We start from the raw sequence: 17226 nt of genomic DNA on the forward strand, positions 1-17226 counted from the left end.
CATCACCACGCACTCATTAGGAGCAAGCATGTCGTTTGGACAGCGGGAATTCGACCGCCAGAAGCCCGAGATCGACTTCCCGGAAGGCGACGTCCCCACGGAACTCGTCATCACGGACCTCATCGAGGGTGACGGTAAGGAAGCCAAAGCAGGGGACACCGTCTCCACCCACTACGTCGGCGTCGCCTGGTCCACGGGCGAAGAATTCGACGCCTCCTGGGGCCGCGGCGCACCGCTGGACTTCCGGGTCGGTGTCGGCCAGGTCATCCAGGGCTGGGACCAGGGCCTGCTGGGCATGAAGGTCGGCGGCCGCCGCCGCCTGGAGATCCCCTCAGAACTGGCATACGGCTCCCGTGGAGCCGGTGGAGCGATCAAGCCCAACGAGGCACTGATTTTCGTCGTGGACCTCGTCGCCGTCCGCTGAGGCGGCAGCACAAGCAGAAACTGATCGCACCGCAAAGCGCGGCAGCAGGGGGGACACCCTCCCGTGCTGCCGCGCTTTCTGCTTTCACCCGGGGAGTTTAGTAACGTAACCAAGGTGTCCGTATCCCGTACTGAACGACTCCTCAACCTGCTGATTGCGCTGCTCAATACCCGCTACGGACTGCGCCGCAGTGAATTGCGGGAAAAGGTCTACCACGACACCTCCGGCAACGACGTCGCGTTCGGGCGCATGTTCGAGCGGGACAAGAACGACCTTAGGGCCATGGGGTTCGAGGTTGAGACCCTGACGGACCTCGGCTGGAGCGAGGATGACCCCGCCACGACGAGGTACCGGATCGGCAAGGAATCCAGCCGGCTCCCGGACGTCCAGCTGGGACCGGAGGAATGGACAGTCCTCCTGCTGGCCTCCCAACTCTGGGAGCGAGCGGCGCTGGGGACAGCCGCCCAAAGCGCCCTCCGCAAGCTCCAGGCTTCGGGAAGGCTGGCCGAGGTGGAACTGCCGGCCGGCGTCCAGCCGCGCATCAAACCCGTCGGCCAGGCCTTCGATGACATCGTTGCCGCCATGCACGCCCGCCATCCAGTCAGCTTCACGTACCTCGCCGGAAGCACCGGCAAAGAGGAGGAACGGACCGTTGAGCCGTGGGGCCTGGGCAGCCGTTTCGGCCAGTGGTACCTCATGGGCTATGACCGGGCCCGCAACGCTCCCCGCCATTTCCGGCTGTCGCGCCTCACCAGCGCCGTGGCCGTCCTCAACAAAGAGCACTACCGGCCGCCAGCAGGCTTCAACATCCGCGCCGAACTGGCCCGGCTGCCGGAACTGCCGCTGCGCACCGCCGTCGTTGACGTCAGGCAGGGGCGCCTGCTGGCGCTGCGCCGACGGGCCATGGACGGCCGCGCAGACCAGGGTGCCGGAACGCCCGACGACGGCTGGGACCGGCTGGTCCTCGAGTACCGCGACCCGGAAGTCCTCGCCGAAGAGCTGGCCAGCTATGGCCCCGATGCCCTGGCAGTGGAGCCCGCGGAGCTGGCAGCGGCAGTGCGGCGCCGGCTGCAGGCTGCCGCCGACTTCACCGCCGCGCCCGTCCCCGCCTACGCGTTCTCCGATACCCGGCCCCGGGCAGCCCGAAAGGGGACCTCGGAGGACCAGCTCAAGCGCATGCTGCAGTTGGTCCCGTTCCTGGTCCATAACCAGGGCCTGCACATCCGGGACGTCGCAGAGCATTTTGGCGTCACCAGGGAAGAGCTCGAGGCCGACCTGCGGATCCTCATTTGCTCAGGTTTGCCCGAGGGTTATCCTGACGATCTCCTCGACATCCAGTGGGACGACGACCACGTGTACATCACCCAGGACCTCGACCTGAACAAGCCCGTTCGCTTCACCGTGGCGGAGGCATGTGCCCTGCTGACCGGACTTGAAACCCTGAACACCCTGCCCGGCCTGCCCGGCGGAGGCGCCCTGGAATCGGTCACGCTGAAGCTGCTGGCCGCCGCCGGCGAGGAAGGACTCGGCGCCGCCTCCATTGCAGGGCCGCAGGTGGCTCCCGCGGACGCTGCCACCCATGCCACGGTCCGCCAGGCAATCGAGTCCGGTTCCCAGCTCCACCTGTCCTACCTCGCGCCGCAGCGGGACGCGGTGACTGAGCGTGACGTAGACCCCCTGCGGCTCTACTCCCTGGACAACACCTGGTATTTCGAAGCGTGGTGCCATTTGGTGGACGGACTGCGGAACTTCCGGCTGGACCGGGTCCAGGAGGTGCGCCCCAACGGCCGGCCCGCCGCCACGCACGGGCCGCCGGCGGGAGGGGCCCCCGCCAAGCTCTTCACGGCGAACGACGACGACACGACAGTCACCGTCCAGCTCACCCGGCAGGGCAGGGGGTTGGCGGAGGACTACTACGCGGAGCGCACGGCGGAGTTGCCCGACGGCGGATTAGTTGCCGAAATCAGGTTCGGCAACACGGCGTGGCTGCCGATGTTCGTGGCCCAGCACGGAGGTATGGTCCGCATTCTGGCACCTGCTGGGCTGGCTGACGCCGCGCGGGGGTGGCTGGCGGCCTCGTTGGACAGGTACGCCGGATAGACTTCACAGCATGCCTTGGTGGTCCTGGATTCTTATATGGGTGGCACTCGTCGCAGTGTCCGTACTGTTTTACGTCCTTCTGGGCATCCGTCTCTTCCGCCAGTTCATGGCGACGGTAAAGGATCTCAGCGCTGCGGGTGAAAAGCTGGGACACCTGGCCCCCGTTGATCTTGAGGAATCCACGGAGACGCGACCGGCCCCGCCCGGTTCTGCCGTTTTTGCCTCACCCGCCGCGATGCGACATGATTACGAGGCATCCAAATCGGCCCGGCGCGAAGAACGCCGCCGCCGGCGAGTGCAGCGCAAGAAGGACCGGGGCCAGCCGCAGGCGCTCGGAGATCTCGACTTCACATAGAAGTAGGATGTAGTTAGAGGAAAGGATTTCCCGTGGGAAGACTCTTTGATGGCCCTTGGCCGATCGTCATTATCATCGTTGTTGCTTTGCTTCTCTTCGCCGCCCCCAAGCTTCCGGCCATGGCCCGCAGCCTGGGCCAGTCCATGCGGATTATCAAGTCCGAGGTCAAGGAAATGAAGAACGACGGCAAAGCCGACACCACCACTGAGGCTTCCGGCCCGGTGGAAGGCACCATCGTGAACCACCCCAAGGCGAAGCCCGGTGAGCCGACTGACGGCACTGACGTTCCGCCGTCCACCCGCGCCTGACCTACCGTGGCACTGTCGCGGGCCCGTAAAGCCAATCCTGAGGGGCGAATGTCCCTCTGGGAACACCTCAATGAGCTGAAGAACCGGCTGATCAAGTCGGCTATCGGCGTCGTTATCGGCGGCATTGGGGGCTGGATACTTTACGATCCGCTGTTGAAGGCCCTCGCCGAACCGGTAAACCGGATTTCGAATGAAACCGGGGGCCTGGCGGCCATCAACTTCGGCACCATAGCGTCGCCCTTCGACTTCAAGCTGCAGATGTCGCTCCTCATTGGGGCCGTCATCTCCAGCCCCATCTGGATCTACCAGCTCTGGGCCTTCATTACTCCGGGGCTTACCTCCAAGGAACGGCGCTACACGCTGGGCTATATGGCAGCTGCAATTCCGCTCTTCCTCGCCGGAATCTGGGTGGGCTGGCTCGTGGTTCCGCAGGTGGTCCACGCGCTGACCCAATTCACGCCGGCAGGTTCCTCCAGCGTAATAGATGCCAGGACCTACATCGAATTCGTCACCCGCATGGTGCTGATGCTGGGCCTGGCCTTCCTCGTCCCCGTGGTGCTGGTCGGCGTCAACATGGCCGGCATCGTGTCCGGCCGCACCATCCTGAAGGCCTGGCGCATCACCGTTTTCCTGGTGTTCGTCCTGGCAGCCATCGCAGCACCGGGTGCGGATGCCATCTCCATGTTCATGCTGGCCGGCCCATTGCTGGCGCTCTTCTTTGCAGCGATCGGCATTTGCATCATGAACGACAAGCGCCGGGAACGCCGTGAGGCCAGGCACGTCGAGGAGACCGAAGCCACTGCCGACATCGCCACCCCCAGCAGTGAACTTAAGAAGCTCTAGCCTGCCGCTAGGCTTGGGGTATGTCCTCCACCACCGGACCCTTCTCCGCCGGCCCCGTCGATCCCGATGAACTTTCGCCAGCCGAGAGGTACCGTGCCAGCGCCGAGCGCCGGGCAGAGGCGGCCACCTACCTCGGACAGTTTTCCCGGACGCTTGAGTTCGAGCTTGATGACTTCCAGCGCGAAGCCTGCCGTTCTTTGCAGGAGGGCAGGGGAGTCCTGGTGGCTGCCCCTACCGGAGCCGGCAAGACCATCGTGGGGGAGTTTGCCATCTACCTCGCTCTCCAGCGGGGCCTGAAGGCCTTCTACACCACCCCCATCAAGGCGCTCAGCAACCAGAAGTTCAGTGAACTGAGCCAGAAATACGGCGCGGACAACGTGGGCCTCCTGACTGGGGACACCAGCATCAACGGGGACGCGCAGGTGGTGGTCATGACCACCGAGGTCCTCCGGAACATGCTGTACGCGGACTCAGCCACGTTGGGCGACCTGGGCTACGTGGTCATGGACGAGGTCCACTACCTTGCCGACCGGTTCCGCGGAGCAGTCTGGGAAGAAGTCATCATCCACCTGCCCAGTGAGGTCCAGGTCGCTTCGCTGAGCGCCACCGTTTCGAACGCCGAGGAATTTGGTGCCTGGCTGGATACTGTCCGGGGGGACACCGACATCATCGTCTCCGAACACCGGCCGGTGCCACTGTGGCAGCACGTCATGGTGGGGCGGCAGATTATGGACCTGTTCGCGGGGGAAACCACGTTTGACGAGATCGCCCCGCCAGTGGATGAAGAGGGACAGCCACCTGCTACGTCCGTGAACCCGGCCGGGACCGCCAAGGGGCGCGGCTTCGACGTCAATCCTGACCTGCTCTCCGTTGCGCGCAGCGAAAGCCAGCAAAGCTTCCGGAGCCGCCCCGGCGGCCGGGGGCAGCGTGGCCGCCGGGGGTACGAGCGGCCGGGCCGGGGAGAGTCGACCGGAGTGCGCCCTGCCAGCCGGCCCCAGGTCATTGCAAGCCTGGACCGGATGGACCTGCTGCCGGCTATCACCTTTATCTTCTCCCGCGCGGGGTGCGAAGCCGCGGTCGCTCAATGCGTAGGGTCCGGCCTGTGGCTCACCACCGAGAAGGAACAGCGGATTATCGCCCAGCGTGTGGACGAGGCCGGGCAGGACATCCCGCCGGACGATCTCGACGTCCTGGGATTCTGGACTTGGCGTGATGGCCTCCTCCGGGGCTTTGCTGCCCACCACGCCGGCATGCTGCCCACCTTCAAGGAAGTTGTCGAAAAGCTGTTCGCCGATGGCCTGGTGAAAGCCGTTTTCGCCACTGAGACCCTGGCCTTGGGCGTCAACATGCCTGCCCGCTCGGTAGTGCTGGAAAAACTGGACAAGTTCAACGGCGAAGCCCACGTGGATATAACGGCGGGCGAATACACCCAACTGACCGGAAGGGCCGGCCGGCGGGGGATCGACGTCGAAGGCCATGCCGTGGTGCTGTGGCAGCCCGGGACGGACCCGACGGCGGTGGCCGGCCTGGCGTCCCGGCGAACCTATCCGCTGAACTCGAGTTTCCGGCCCACCTACAACATGAGCATCAACCTTTTGGCACAGTTCGGGCGTGCCCGGGCCCGCGAGATACTTGAGTCCTCGTTTGCCCAGTTCCAAGCTGACCGCTCGGTGGTTGGGCTGGCCCGGCAGGTGCGCAGCCGGGAGGAGTCGCTTGCCGGCTACGCCAAATCGATGACCTGCCATTTGGGTGACTTCACTGAGTATGCCCGGCTGCGCCGGGAACTTTCCGATGCCGAGAGCGCCACCTCCCGGACCAAGTCCCGCGTCCAGAAATCGCTCAGCGGCGACTCCCTGGCCCGCCTCCTGCCCGGGGACGTGGTAAACGTTCCCGGCGGACGTGCCCCCGGGCCCGCCGTCGTCCTTAGTTCCGACCACGGAAGCCGTGAACCCCGGCCGGCCGTACTCACCCTGGACAACCAGCTGCGCCGGATTGGAACCGATGACCTGGAGGGACCTATCGCGCCGGTTACCCGGGTCCGGATTCCCAAGTCCTTTAATGCAAAGGTGCCAAAATCGCGCCGGGACCTGGCATCCTCCGTCCGCAACGCCCTGCGCGAAAACCGTCCTCCGGCTCCCGGGCAGAACCGCAACCATGACTTCGGCCGTGGCGCCGCCCTCCCCAACCAGGAGCGGCGGATCGCCGATCTGCGCCGGGCCCTCAAAGCCCATCCCTGCCACGGGTGCAGCGAACGCGAAGACCATGCCCGGTGGTCGGAACGCTGGTGGAAGCTGCGGCGCGAAACGGATGGCCTGGTCCGCCAGATCCAGGGCCGCACCAACACCATCGCCAAGACCTTCGACCGGGTCTGCGACGTCCTTTCCGCGTACGGCTACCTGGAAGACGCCGGAGAGGGCCGGCTGAACATCAGCCCTGACGGCCAGCGGCTGCGCCGGATCTACGGTGAAAAGGACCTGCTGATCTCCCAGTCCTTGCGGCTGGGCGCGTTCGATGACCTGGACGCGGCGGAAGTGGCTGCCCTGGCCAGCGTCCTGGTCTACCAGGCTAAACGCGAAGACAGGGGCCTGCGGCCGCGCATGCCCAGTGTCTCCCTGGAGACCTCGGTGGACATCGTGGTTAAGGAATGGTCCGTTCTCGAAGACGTGGAAGAGGAGAACAAGCTTCCGCTGACAGGCGAACCTGAACTCGGCCTCGTGTGGCCGCTGTACAAATGGGCCCGCGGGCGCCACCTGCAGGATGTCCTGAGCGGCACCGACCTTGCCGCCGGGGACTTTGTCCGCTGGGTCAAGCAGGTGGTGGACCTGCTGGACCAGCTCGCCAAGATCCCGGGCCTTGATCCGCGCCTGGCGCGGCTTTGCGCCGAGGCGATCAACCTCATCCGCCGCGGCGTCGTGGCTTACTCGTCCGTTCTGTAAACCCGATAACCCCCCGGCCGGGCCGACACGGCCTGCCCACCTTCCAGGAGTCCTGACTTTATGCCCCGCCCTGATTCGACCCCCGCCGACGCCTCCCGACCAGCCCCGGTGCTTTACCGCAATGGATCCGTGTATACGGCGGCCGATCCGTTCGCCACCGCCATGCTGGTGGATGGGGACACAGTTGCCTGGGTGGGATCGGAACAGGCGGCGACGTCCATTGCCGACAGCACCATGGACATCATCGACCTCCGCGGCGCCCTGGTTGCACCGGGCTTCGTTGACTCCCACATGCACCTGACCGAAACCGGAATCGCGCTCGAGTCGCTCCAGCTGGGGCCGGTAACGTCGGCCCGGGCACTGCTGGATGCAGTCGCCGGGGACCGCGGGGACGGACCGGTGCTGGGCCACGGCTGGGACGAGAGTACCTGGGCGGATCCCACCCTGCCCACGGCGGAAGAACTTGACCGGGCAGCCGGGGGCCGGCCGGTTTACCTTTCCCGTGTGGACGTGCACTCGGCGCTGGTGTCCACGTCCCTGGCCAAGTCTGCGGATCTTCAGCACAAGGACGGCTACGACGGCGGCGCCCGGGTGGCACGGGCGGCCCACGAGGCAGCGCGGCTGGTAACCCGACAGCTGCCCCAGGACGTGCTGAAGCGGCACCAGGCCCGTGCCCTGGCGGAGGCTGCGGCGAACGGGTACGTCGCCCTGGCCGAAATGGGCGCACCCCACATCGGCGGGGCTGAGGACCTGAGGCTGGCTGCAGGATGGAACGCCCCTGAAGCCGGGCAGCCCCGCTATCCCGACGTGATGCCGTACTGGGGCGAGCTGGTCTCGTCCGAGGAGCAGGCACGCGCACTGGTGGCCAAACTGGGGGCGGGAGTCCGCGGCCTGGCAGGGGACCTGAACATCGACGGTTCCCTGGGCTCGCGCACCGCCGCCCTGCGCGCCGGTTACAGCGATGCGGGCCAGGAACGGGGCACCCTTTACCTGGGCATAGACCAGGCGGCAGCCCACCTTGCCGCCTGCTCCCTTGCCGGGATCCAGGGCGGGTTCCACGTGATCGGCGACGCCGGACTGGACGCTGCGCTCGAGGCACTGGACCTGGCGGCCAAGGAAGTGGGCGAGCAGCGGGTGCGCGCGGCGGGCCACCGGTTTGAGCACGTGGAGATGGCCGACGCCGCGGCCGTGGCAAGGCTGGCGCACTACTCGGTGACCGTCAGCGCGCAGCCCTCCTTCGACGCAGCCTGGGGTGGCCCCGGAGGCCTGTACGAGCAGCGGCTGGGGGAGCGGAGCGGGTCGATGAACCCTTTCGCTGCCTTCTACTCCGCCGGGGTTCCCGTCTGCTTCGGCAGCGACAGCCCCGTCACGCCTCTGCGTCCCTGGTCCAGCGTGCGCGCCTGCGTGGAACACCACAACGAGGACCAGCGCATTTCCGCGCGCGCAGCGTTCCTGGGGCACACCCGTGCGGGCTGGAGGGCGGCACGGCACGCCAACCCCATGGCCGGCCAACTGGTCCCGGGCGCCCCTGCCAGCTTCGCCGTCTGGGAGGTTGAGGAGCTGATGGTCCAGGTCGCTGACGGCAGGGTGCAGTCATGGAGCACCGATCCGCGCGCCAGGACCCCCCTTCTTCCGGCGCTCGACACCGGCTCGGACCCGGTGTGCCTGCAAACCGTGAAAGACGGTGCCGAACTGTTCGTGAGCCCGGCCCTGCGTTCCTGACCCGGGAACGCTCCACCCTATAATGGGGAGTTGCGCCCGCCGCCGGCCCACCCGGTATCAGGTGCACCGACCACTTCCACCAGGAAAGGCCCTCTGTGCGCGTCCTTACGATCATTCCCACCTACAACGAACTGGAATCGCTGCCCAAGACGCTCCAGCGCCTGCGGACGGCCGTTCCGGCGTCGGACGTGCTGGTGGTCGATGACAACAGCCCTGACGGCACCGGCCAGCTCGCCGACGGCTTTGCAGCAGAAGACTCCCAGGTTCACGTCCTGCACCGCAGGGGCAAGGAAGGTCTGGGCGCCGCCTACATTGCCGGCTTCAAGTGGGGCCTGGATGCCGGCTACGACGTCCTGGTGGAAATGGATGCAGACGGCTCCCACCAGCCGGAACAGCTTCCCCAACTGCTGGAGGCCGTTGAGCAGGGCGCAGACCTGGCCATGGGGTCCCGCTGGGTTCCCGGCGGCAGCGTGGTCAACTGGCCGCTGTACCGCCAGGCAATCTCCCGCGTCGGCAGCACCTACGCCCGGTTGATGCTTGCCCTGCCCATCAGGGACGTGACCGGCGGATACCGCGCCTTCCGCCGGACCACCCTGGAAAAGCTCAACCTGGGCCAGGTGGACTCCGTGGGCTACGGCTTCCAAGTGGACCTGGCATGGCGCGTCGCCAAATTGGGCCTGCGCATCGAGGAACGCCCCATCACCTTCGTTGAGCGCGAGCTCGGCGCATCCAAGATGAGCGGCAACATCGTGGTCGAAGCTATGATCAACGTCACCAAATGGGGTCTGGCAGCGCGCTGGAACACCCTTGCCGGCAAGCTGAAGAACAAGCGGGCCTAGGCCTCTGCCCGCGGGGGCACCGCCGGCGTCACGTCGGCACAAAAATAGGGCGCGGCCCCGCACCATTGTGCGGGGCCGCCCCCTATTTGCGGACTGGCTCTATGCCGAGCGCCGCTCTCCGCGGCGTTCGCGCAGGATGGTAAGGCGGTCCTCGAGGATCTGTTCGAGTTCAGGCAGGGAGCGGCGTTCGAGCAGCATGTCCCAGTGGGTGCGGACTGCTTTGTCGTTGCTGGTGTCAGGCTTTTCGCCGTCGACCAGGAGCGCTTCCTTACCGGTTTTGGAGACCCACACCGGAGGAATTTCCGCCTCGGAGGAGAACGTGACGAAGACCTGCTCGCCATCCGCGCAACGGTACTCGACCCGCTGGCGCGGAGCCGGCTCAACTCCGGACTCGGTCTCCATGCTCTGCGCACCAAGGCGCATGCCCCGCAGGCTGCGATCGCTCATGATTTCTCCCTCTGGTCGGTTCGCGGATGAAATCTCCGCGCTAGCCGGTGGTGCCGTGGCACCGCCGGACTACTTTGTGCAGTGTGTTGCATCATAAGATTCAACGCATTGCGAAGCTTGGTTGTTCCAGCTGGTATTCTCCTGCCGGACAAATACCCAATTATACGACTCTTATCCCACCGCAGACAAAACAGGAGGGTTCGGCGTCCGCCGCCAAACCCTCCTGGTGTTCGGGATGCTTATGGTTGCGTGCGCTCTGCGGGAGCGTCCTGGAACAGTGTCCCGGCCTCCCCGTTGGTGCCGCCCAGGGCGTTCCCAATTCCCTTCAGGGCTTCCCCGACTTCGCTGGGGATGATCCACAGCTTGTTGGCCGAGCCTTCGGCGAGCTTGGGCAGCGTCTGCAGGTACTGGTAGGCCAGCAGTTTCTGGTCCGGGTTTCCTTTGTGGATGGCGTCGAAGACCTTCTGGATGGCCTGCGATTCGCCGTCCGCCCGCAAAATGGCGGCCTTGGCTTCACCCTCCGCAGCCAGGATGGACGCCTGGCGCTGCCCCTCCGCGGTGAGGATGGCCGACTGCTTGGTTCCTTCGGCGGTCAGGATCGCGGCCCGGCGGTCACGTTCGGCGCGCATTTGCTTCTCCATGGAGTCCTGGATGGAGTGGGGCGGATCAATGGCCTTCAGTTCAACCCGCGAAACGCGGATGCCCCAGCGGCCGGTGGCCTCGTCCAGGACGCCGCGGAGCTGCCCGTTGATTTGGTCCCGGGATGTGAGGGCTTCCTCCAGGTTCAGGCCGCCCACCACGTTGCGCAGGGTGGTGGTGGTGAGCTGTTCGACCGCCTGGATGTAATTGGCGATCTCATACGTCGCGGCGCGGGGGTCTGTTACCTGAAAGTAGACCACCGTATCGATGGAGACCACCAGGTTGTCCTCGGTGATGACGGGCTGCGGCGGAAAGGACACGACTTGTTCACGCAGGTCCAGGAGCGGCAGGAGCCGGTCCACAAAGGGAATCAGGATGGTCAGGCCCGGATTCAGGGTTCGCTGGTACTTACCCAGCCGTTCAACGACACCGGCGCGCGCCTGCGGAATAATCCGGACGGACCGGACCAAAACTATGATGACAAAGACGATCAGAACCACCAGCACAATGGCCAGTGCGGTTCCGCCTGCGTTTTCCATACAACTCCTTGTTCCCCAATTGTCAGGCTGTATCAGGTCCGGTGGCCGCCGTGGGCGGCACCGAAACCACTGCTGTTGCGCCGTCGATGGCCGCTACAACCACCGTCTGGCCTGCGGGAAGCACTCCCGCAGCGGAGCGCGCACTCCATATATCTCCACCGATTTTCACCAGGCCGCCGTCGGACGTCACGGCCTCCATGACCACCGCCGGCTCACCGATCAGCCGGTCCACGTTTGTCCGCTGTTCCGAGGGTCCCTTCTTCAGGTGGGACAGGGCCACGGGCCGGACGAAGGCCACCATGAGCAGCGACACGATGCAAAAGATGACTACCTGGAGCCAAGGCTCGGCGCCGGCGAAATCGGCTACCAGTGCGGCAAGCGATCCGCCGCCCAGCATGATGAAAAACAGGTCAAGAGTGATCATCTCGATCACTGCAAACGCCAGGAAAGCCGTAAGCCACAACGCCCACCAGTTTTCCCCAAGCCATTCGAACATTCCTGCTTCCCCCTTTGTCACGGGGGAGCCGCGTCCGCGGACCCGCCAGTAACTGTCTTTTCATCGTAGTCCGCGGACCTGGCTTGTGGGCGGGTTCACAGCGGGCGCCGGGGGATAGTGGCCAAGTCGTTACGGGGCGCCCTGGGCCCGGGGCCGGAACGCGGAAATCCGGAACCTTGCGTCGTCCCGAACCGGTTCCGCGGAGCTTTCCAGCCGGGCCGTGATCTGGTCCCGGTCGAGGTGGTGGCCGGCCGGTCCCATGAACGCCAGGTCCGCCGCGGCCGCGCGGCCCAGCGTGAGAGGTATGTCCACGTCAAGGGATTTTTTGGGCTCGAAGTGCCCCGCCATTGCGTCCGCCAGGCGCTCGTCCTTGCCCTCTTCAATGCCGAGCATTCCGGTTACGGCCGCGATGCCTGCCAAATGTCCGGGCCGCGGCGTCACCACTGCCAGCACACCCCCTGGGCGCAGGACCCGGGCGAACTCTTCGGGGTTCCGCGGAGCGAAGACCACGGTGACCGCATCCACCGAATTCTCCGCCACCGGAAGCGGCCGCCAGATGTCCCAGACCAGGTTGACGGCCTCCGGGTTGAGGCGGGCAGCCCGGCGGAGGGCGAACTTCGAGATGTCCAGGCCGATCGCAGAAGCCGGGCGGCCCGCGGTGGCTGCAGCGTCGAGGATCTCCCGCAGGTAATGGCCGGTCCCGGTTCCAGAGTCCAGAACCACAGCGCCTTCCTCCCGCAATAAAGGTACGACGGCGGAGGCCAGGGCGTGTGCCAGCGGCGCGTAGTGGCCGTTCCCCAGGAAGGCGAACCGGGACGCCACCATCGCGGCGCTGTCAGGTTCAAAGGGTGTGCCCTTACCCACCAGCAGGTTGAAGTAGCCCTGCCGGGCGGCATCGAAGTTGTGCCCCTCCGGGCACGACAGGCGTGGCTGGCGCGTGGCCTCGGCAGGCAGGTACTCCAGTGGACGTGAGCAGACGGGGCACAGGAGGGGAAGGTCCGCGGAAGGCATGGGAACCAGTTTAGGGCTGGCTCGGTGTTCAGCCCCGCCAGCCCTGCCTGCGGAGGAAGCGGTAACTGTCAGCCGAGGGAGATCCCGGCGGGTCCGTCGTCGAAACCCAGCCCTTCCCGTGCCTTGGTGATGCCCGCTTCCGCCCAGTGGGCCGCGTACTCGGCGTTGCTGCTCAACGAACGAAGCTGGGCACGGTCTATGTACAGGATGCCGTCGAGGTGGTCCGTCTCGTGCTGCACGATGCGCGCCTGCCACCCGGAAAACTCACGCCGCTCCGCCGCGCCGTCGGGCGTTGCATACTCCAGCAGGACGGTCTCGGGACGCGCCACCACCGCCTGCAGCCCGTTGAGGGAAAGGCATCCTTCGAAGAATGACGCATGTCCCGGGCCAACCGGTGTATAGCGGGGGTTGAGGATGGCAAGGAAGTCCAGGGGGCTCCGGTTCCTGAGGGCGGCAGCAGCCGGGTCGATGTCGTACTGGTCCTCCAGGACGGCCAGCCGCAGGGGGATGCCCAGCTGCGGCGCGGCAAGGCCTACTCCGGGTGCTTCATGCATGACCTGGCGCATGACTTCGACCAGGCGGCCCAGCTGGTCGTCTGACAGCTGGCCATCGAAGTCAGCGGCCCGCTGCCGGAGTGCCGGGTGCCCGGCCTGGACAATGGGCGGGAGGGATCCGGCAGAGAGGACCTGCTCAACAAGCTCGCGGATCTGGCCGGCGCTGGCGGTGGTCGGGGGAACAGTCTGGGTCATGGGGACAGCCTACTGGCGGACGGCACGCAGGAAGGGTCGGCTAGGGTCTACTGCATGGCTGAAGATTCCCTTCCTGCACAGTCCCCGCTGGAACACGTCCTGGCATTCATCCGGGTCCTTGAAGCGGGTGGCGGTGCCGCGGACATCCGGCCGTTCCTCGCGGAGCAGTTCGTGCTGGTCGAGGCCCCGCACCTGTTGGCACCGGAAGGTTCCACGCGGACACTGGCGGCGGTGCTGGCCGGCGCCGACCAAAGCCGCGAGGTGGTCAAGGACCAGCGGTTCACTGTCCGGCGCACCACGTGCGAGGGCGGCCGGGTGGTGGTGGAGGCTGACTGGTCCGCCACGGTGCTCATGGACCTGAGGTACTGGGACCGGGGCGAGACGATCCGTGCCAGGACATCGTCCGTCTTCCAGGTCAGCGACGGTGTGATCGTGAGCCAGGACAGCTACGACTGCTACTTCCGGTAGCCGCCCTCCGCGCCGGAAACCTGCTACTGCATGGTGAAGCGCTTCGCGGCCCAGCGGTTCACCGCGGGTATGGCCGCGGCCGCACCAATGCCGGCAACACGGAACTGCAGGAGCGGCTGCGGCAGCGGCCTGCCCAGCATCATGTTGATTTCCGCCTGCCGACGGGCCACATGGGCTGCCCGGCGGCGGTTCCGCTCGAATTTCCGAAGTTGAAGGCCCATGGGTTTGCCCGACAGGGCGGCGAAGACCAACGGCGCAAGGTCCCGGGCTCCCAACCACCCAAGGTTCATGCCTTGCCCGCCGATGGGGCTGATTTCATGGGCGGCGTCACCCAGCAGCACTGCGCGTCCGGCGACTGTCCTCTGCGCAATTCCGGAACGCACGCTGAAGGCGCTCAGCATGGAGTTGGACGCTGGATCCGGCTGATTCCCGGTCCGGCGGCGCACCAGTTCCGCAAGATCGTGGGGCCCTGCAGCCGCTCCGGCGGGGGAGTCCAGCCGCACCACCCAGCGCCGGACGCCTCCCGGCAGCGGAAACGACTCAACGATTCCGTCGGGCTCGAGGAACAGGACGGCCTTGTCCCCGTACTCCGTGCCGTCCTCAAAATCGCCCATGAGGTAATGGTCCGGATAGGTCCTGCGGGCAACGGGGACGCCGAGCCGCTCCCGCAGCGCTGACCGGGCGCCGTCGGCCGCAACGAGCAACGCTCCAGTCGCACTGCCGCACGGACGCGTGGCGCCCGGGCCGGCCTCCACCGCAGCGGTGACCCTGCCGCCGTCGTCCGTAACCCCCGTGACGCGGGCGCCCCTGAGAATCGCGCCCGTATCGAGGGCGAGGACACGCTCTTCCAAGAGCTGCTCGGTCCTGAACTGCGGGAGTGCCAGCACGAATGGAAAGTCCCTGGACACATGGTCGAACACCATGGTTCCCATCGTCCTGCCGCCGCTGACCGCCATTCCGGCACGGATGCGGACGCCTTCGTGAACCATGCTGGATGCCACCTGCACCCCGGCAAGCGCCTCCAGGGCCGGCGGGTGGATGCCGATCGCCCGGGTATGCCGGTTCGCGGCTTGCCGCTGCTCAAAAACCCTCACCGTCACGCCTTCCTGCAGCAGCGCGGCTGCCAGGTACAGGCCCACGGGACCGCCGCCCGCGATCAGGACATCGGCGTCCATGTCAGTCCTTCCGGCAAGCCAGGACCTGGTGGAAGGCCGTAGGGCGCTCCACGGACCAGCCCGGGGGAGCGGACGCGGCCAGCTCCGCGGGCGTATAGCTGCGCCGGATGGAGGTGAGGCCGTCCCCGCGGATGTAGGACTTCCTGAAAGGCAGCGCGGCCACACTGAACAGGGCAAAGGCGGCGGGGCTGCGGATGAGGTCGTTGTGCAGCGCCTTCCTGGTGGCCAGGATTTCCGAGTCCGCCAGCAGCTGCCGGAGTTCCGCGGGATCAAGGTGGTGCAGTACGTGGTTGGAAATCACGACGTCGAACCGGGCGCCTTCCCGGACCAGGTCGCCGCTGTGCGCCTGCCGGAAGTCGACGCCAGGGATTGCCGGACGCCGGCGGGCGAATGCGGCGGCGCGCGGGTCCGGATCGATGCCGGTGACGTGGATTGGCCGGCCGTCCCGCTCTGCCCAGCGCGCGAGCATGACGGCAAGGTCGCCGCCACCGGAGCCGATGTCCAGCACGGTCAATGGGCGCTGCTGCGATGCAGCGGCGGTGCGCAGCTCCGTCCGGTACAGCCGCCGCCAACCGGACAGCACCCTATTGATGACCCAGAACTGCCGGTACGTATTGTCCAGGAGCCGGGCATCGCAGTCGGCGCGGTCCATCTGCTCCACCGCTCCGGCGGCGCGCGTTCGCAGCAGGATCCCCACGCGAATCCCGTCAGGCCATCTCTGCAGTCATCCGGTCCTGGCCCGGCATGAGTGAGGCCACCGCAGCGGATTCCCCCAGTCCGGGGTCCCAGGTGCCTGCCGCGGCCTGCCGGAGCTTGGTGAACAGGCCGGTCTCCACCGTGAGCCCCGGGCCAAAGGCCATGGAACAGATGGCCTCGCCGTCGTGGCGACCATCCGGTTGCACCGGTTGTTCCAGGATGTGCTTGAGGACGAACAGGACTGTGGCGCTGCTCATGTTGCCGTAGTTGCGGAGAATGTCCCTGGCGGGAACCAGCTGCGCATCGCTGAGGCCAAGCCGGGACTGGACCTTGTCGAGGATGCTGCGCCCGCCGGGGTGGATCGCCCAGTGGGGGATTGCGGTGTAGGGGAGTGCCGCCAAGTCCGGGTCTTTTGCCAGCAGCGGCTGCAGGGCACCGACGATGTGGTCATCGATGATGTGGGGCACGTAGTTGCCCAGGACCATCTCGAACCCATGATCGCCGATGTTCCACGCCATGGAGTCCTCACCAACAGGGGTCAGGACGGTTTCGAAATGGTCCAGCTTCAACAGTGCGGCTTCCTCCGCGCCGGGGCGTGAAGTCACGACGGCGGCAGCGGCGCCATCGGCGAACAGGGCAGAACCCATGATTGTGTCCGGATCATTGGACGTGCGTACGTGCAGTGAGCAGAGTTCGGCGCAGACCACCAGGACAACCGCATTCGGGTCGGATTCACAGAACAGCTTGGCCGCGCGGAGGGCGGGAAATGCCGCGTAGCAGCCCATGAAGCCCAGGTGGTACCGCTGCACGGAAGGACTAAGTCCGAGCTCGCGGACCACCTTGTAGTCCGGGCCAGGATTGAAAAAGCCCGTACACGACACCGTCACGAGATGAGTTATGTCAAGTAAATCCAACTCCGGCGCAGCCTGCAGGGCAGCCCGGGCCGCTTCTACGAACAGTTTGGTTGCTTCCCGGGCAAAGATATCGTTGCGGACTTTGGTGCTGGGGTTCAGCAGGAGCCCGGTGTCAGGGTCGTAAAACTGGGGGTTCTCCGAGCGTGACGCGTTGGTGAGTTCCTGGACGGCGGTGAATCTCGTCTCGATGGCTGCGCCGTCGAAACAGGTGTTGACCAGGCGGGACCCAAGCCGGGAAAGTCCAGGTTGGGCGGCAAAGACATCACGGGCTTCGGACTGGATCAGTTTTGTCGCCGGAACTGCAGTTTCAAGTGAACGCACGTAAACCGTCATCACGTCATTCTTGACGCGCGGTTGGATAAAGACAATGGGCCCGTCGGCTGGAAGGGCGGTGCTGGGTCTTTGATGGCGCGTCCGGGCCCGGATGGGCTGAAGTCGATGCTCCGCTTCCAAGCCTGCCCAAAGCGCCGATAATCTACATTATGTCAAGTAGTACTCTGCGTATTGCATCAGATGAATCAATCGCCCCGATCCCCCGGATCCGCGCCAAGTCCTTTCACTTCCC

At 66.0% G+C, this 17226-nt stretch carries 17 protein-coding genes; 9 read left to right on the forward strand and 8 right to left on the reverse strand.

The genetic code is table 11. From position 1 onward, the window contains the following. Positions 1–28 precede the first annotated feature (28 nt). From PV772_RS02395 to PV772_RS02430, 8 genes are all read left to right on the forward strand, one after another. Complete coding sequence (locus PV772_RS02395; protein WP_141160420.1) at positions 29–424, forward strand: FKBP-type peptidyl-prolyl cis-trans isomerase; 396 nt, start codon at positions 29–31, stop codon at positions 422–424. A gap of 114 nt (positions 425–538) precedes the next feature. Then, the gene (locus PV772_RS02400) at positions 539–2524 is read left to right on the forward strand and encodes a WYL domain-containing protein (protein WP_347885251.1); all 1986 of its coding nucleotides are present in this window, start codon (positions 539–541) and stop codon (positions 2522–2524) included. A gap of 10 nt (positions 2525–2534) precedes the next feature. Beyond that, the gene (locus PV772_RS02405; RefSeq protein ID WP_347885252.1) at positions 2535–2879 is read left to right on the forward strand and encodes a hypothetical protein; all 345 of its coding nucleotides are present in this window, start codon (positions 2535–2537) and stop codon (positions 2877–2879) included. A 32-nt stretch (positions 2880–2911) separates the two neighbouring features. Next, positions 2912–3187, forward strand: coding sequence for a Sec-independent protein translocase subunit TatA (gene tatA, locus PV772_RS02410; protein WP_141160417.1), 276 nt, complete (start codon positions 2912–2914; stop codon positions 3185–3187). 48 nt (positions 3188–3235) lie between these two features. Continuing rightward, positions 3236–4030: a twin-arginine translocase subunit TatC gene (tatC, locus tag PV772_RS02415; protein ID WP_307356524.1), complete on the forward strand. Its 795-nt coding sequence runs from the start codon at positions 3236–3238 to the stop codon at positions 4028–4030. A gap of 20 nt (positions 4031–4050) precedes the next feature. Next, positions 4051–6966 carry a DEAD/DEAH box helicase gene (locus PV772_RS02420; RefSeq protein WP_307356521.1) on the forward strand — a complete coding sequence of 972 codons (2916 nt, stop codon included), beginning with the start codon at positions 4051–4053 and terminating at the stop codon, positions 6964–6966. 60 nt (positions 6967–7026) lie between these two features. Then, complete coding sequence (locus tag PV772_RS02425; protein WP_347885253.1) at positions 7027–8688, forward strand: amidohydrolase family protein; 1662 nt, start codon at positions 7027–7029, stop codon at positions 8686–8688. Positions 8689–8783: 95 nt separating this feature from the next. Next, positions 8784–9527 carry a polyprenol monophosphomannose synthase gene (locus PV772_RS02430; protein WP_347885254.1) on the forward strand — a complete coding sequence of 248 codons (744 nt, stop codon included), beginning with the start codon at positions 8784–8786 and terminating at the stop codon, positions 9525–9527. A gap of 99 nt (positions 9528–9626) precedes the next feature. Here the strand turns inward: PV772_RS02430 and PV772_RS02435 are convergent, their stop codons facing one another. The 5 genes from PV772_RS02435 to PV772_RS02455 all read right to left on the reverse strand — a co-directional run bounded on the left by PV772_RS02435 (position 9627) and on the right by PV772_RS02455 (position 13408). Continuing rightward, the gene (locus PV772_RS02435; RefSeq protein ID WP_026266052.1) at positions 9627–9974 is read right to left on the reverse strand and encodes an RNA polymerase-binding protein RbpA; all 348 of its coding nucleotides are present in this window, start codon (positions 9972–9974) and stop codon (positions 9627–9629) included. 239 nt (positions 9975–10213) lie between these two features. Continuing rightward, positions 10214–11152, reverse strand: coding sequence for an SPFH domain-containing protein (locus tag PV772_RS02440; RefSeq protein ID WP_141160412.1), 939 nt, complete (start codon positions 11150–11152; stop codon positions 10214–10216). Between the two features lie 22 nt (positions 11153–11174). Further along, a complete protein-coding gene (locus PV772_RS02445; protein ID WP_141160411.1) occupies positions 11175–11648 on the reverse strand; it encodes an NfeD family protein in 474 nt (157 codons plus the stop codon). A gap of 129 nt (positions 11649–11777) precedes the next feature. Further along, a complete protein-coding gene (locus PV772_RS02450) occupies positions 11778–12659 on the reverse strand; it encodes a methyltransferase domain-containing protein (RefSeq protein ID WP_347885255.1) in 882 nt (293 codons plus the stop codon). Between the two features lie 68 nt (positions 12660–12727). After that, complete coding sequence (locus tag PV772_RS02455) at positions 12728–13408, reverse strand: peptide deformylase (RefSeq protein ID WP_141160409.1); 681 nt, start codon at positions 13406–13408, stop codon at positions 12728–12730. A 54-nt stretch (positions 13409–13462) separates the two neighbouring features. Between PV772_RS02455 and PV772_RS02460 the strand changes: the two genes are divergently transcribed. Further along, positions 13463–13876, forward strand: coding sequence for a nuclear transport factor 2 family protein (locus PV772_RS02460; RefSeq protein WP_347885256.1), 414 nt, complete (start codon positions 13463–13465; stop codon positions 13874–13876). Between the two features lie 23 nt (positions 13877–13899). Here PV772_RS02460 and PV772_RS02465 read toward each other — a convergent pair whose 3' ends face one another. Genes PV772_RS02465 through PV772_RS02475 form a run of 3 tightly spaced genes read right to left on the reverse strand, consistent with a single transcriptional unit; the run spans position 13900 to position 16994 of the window. Next, complete coding sequence (locus PV772_RS02465; RefSeq protein ID WP_347885257.1) at positions 13900–15051, reverse strand: NAD(P)/FAD-dependent oxidoreductase; 1152 nt, start codon at positions 15049–15051, stop codon at positions 13900–13902. Between the two features lies 1 nt (position 15052). Beyond that, a complete protein-coding gene (locus PV772_RS02470) occupies positions 15053–15703 on the reverse strand; it encodes a methyltransferase domain-containing protein (protein WP_347885302.1) in 651 nt (216 codons plus the stop codon). A gap of 55 nt (positions 15704–15758) precedes the next feature. Beyond that, positions 15759–16994, reverse strand: a complete 1236-nt coding sequence (locus PV772_RS02475; RefSeq protein ID WP_347885258.1) for a type III polyketide synthase — start codon at positions 16992–16994, stop codon at positions 15759–15761. Positions 16995–17226 lie beyond the last annotated feature (232 nt).

Source organism: Pseudarthrobacter sp. CC12 (assembly GCF_039907755.1).
GTDB classification, from domain to species: Bacteria; Actinomycetota; Actinomycetes; order Actinomycetales; family Micrococcaceae; genus Arthrobacter; species Arthrobacter niigatensis.

Excerpts from the sequence above, each read along its gene's own strand:
- PV772_RS02475 (WP_347885258.1), bottom strand. The coding sequence starts at position 16,994 with ATGACGGTTTACGTGCGTTCACTTGAAACTGCAGTTCCGGCGACAAAA.
- PV772_RS02455 (WP_141160409.1), bottom strand. The coding sequence starts at position 13,408 with ATGACCCAGACTGTTCCCCCGACCACCGCCAGCGCCGGCCAGATCCGC.
- PV772_RS02425 (WP_347885253.1), top strand. The coding sequence starts at position 7,027 with ATGCCCCGCCCTGATTCGACCCCCGCCGACGCCTCCCGACCAGCCCCG.
- tatC (WP_307356524.1), top strand. The coding sequence starts at position 3,236 with ATGTCCCTCTGGGAACACCTCAATGAGCTGAAGAACCGGCTGATCAAG.
- PV772_RS02405 (WP_347885252.1), top strand. The coding sequence starts at position 2,535 with ATGCCTTGGTGGTCCTGGATTCTTATATGGGTGGCACTCGTCGCAGTG.
- PV772_RS02435 (WP_026266052.1), bottom strand. The coding sequence starts at position 9,974 with ATGAGCGATCGCAGCCTGCGGGGCATGCGCCTTGGTGCGCAGAGCATG.
- PV772_RS02450 (WP_347885255.1), bottom strand. The coding sequence starts at position 12,659 with ATGCCTTCCGCGGACCTTCCCCTCCTGTGCCCCGTCTGCTCACGTCCA.
- PV772_RS02465 (WP_347885257.1), bottom strand. The coding sequence starts at position 15,051 with ATGGACGCCGATGTCCTGATCGCGGGCGGCGGTCCCGTGGGCCTGTAC.
- PV772_RS02420 (WP_307356521.1), top strand. The coding sequence starts at position 4,051 with ATGTCCTCCACCACCGGACCCTTCTCCGCCGGCCCCGTCGATCCCGAT.
- PV772_RS02440 (WP_141160412.1), bottom strand. The coding sequence starts at position 11,152 with ATGGAAAACGCAGGCGGAACCGCACTGGCCATTGTGCTGGTGGTTCTG.
- PV772_RS02395 (WP_141160420.1), top strand. The coding sequence starts at position 29 with ATGTCGTTTGGACAGCGGGAATTCGACCGCCAGAAGCCCGAGATCGAC.
- PV772_RS02445 (WP_141160411.1), bottom strand. The coding sequence starts at position 11,648 with ATGTTCGAATGGCTTGGGGAAAACTGGTGGGCGTTGTGGCTTACGGCT.
- PV772_RS02470 (WP_347885302.1), bottom strand. The coding sequence starts at position 15,703 with ATGGACCGCGCCGACTGCGATGCCCGGCTCCTGGACAATACGTACCGG.
- PV772_RS02460 (WP_347885256.1), top strand. The coding sequence starts at position 13,463 with ATGGCTGAAGATTCCCTTCCTGCACAGTCCCCGCTGGAACACGTCCTG.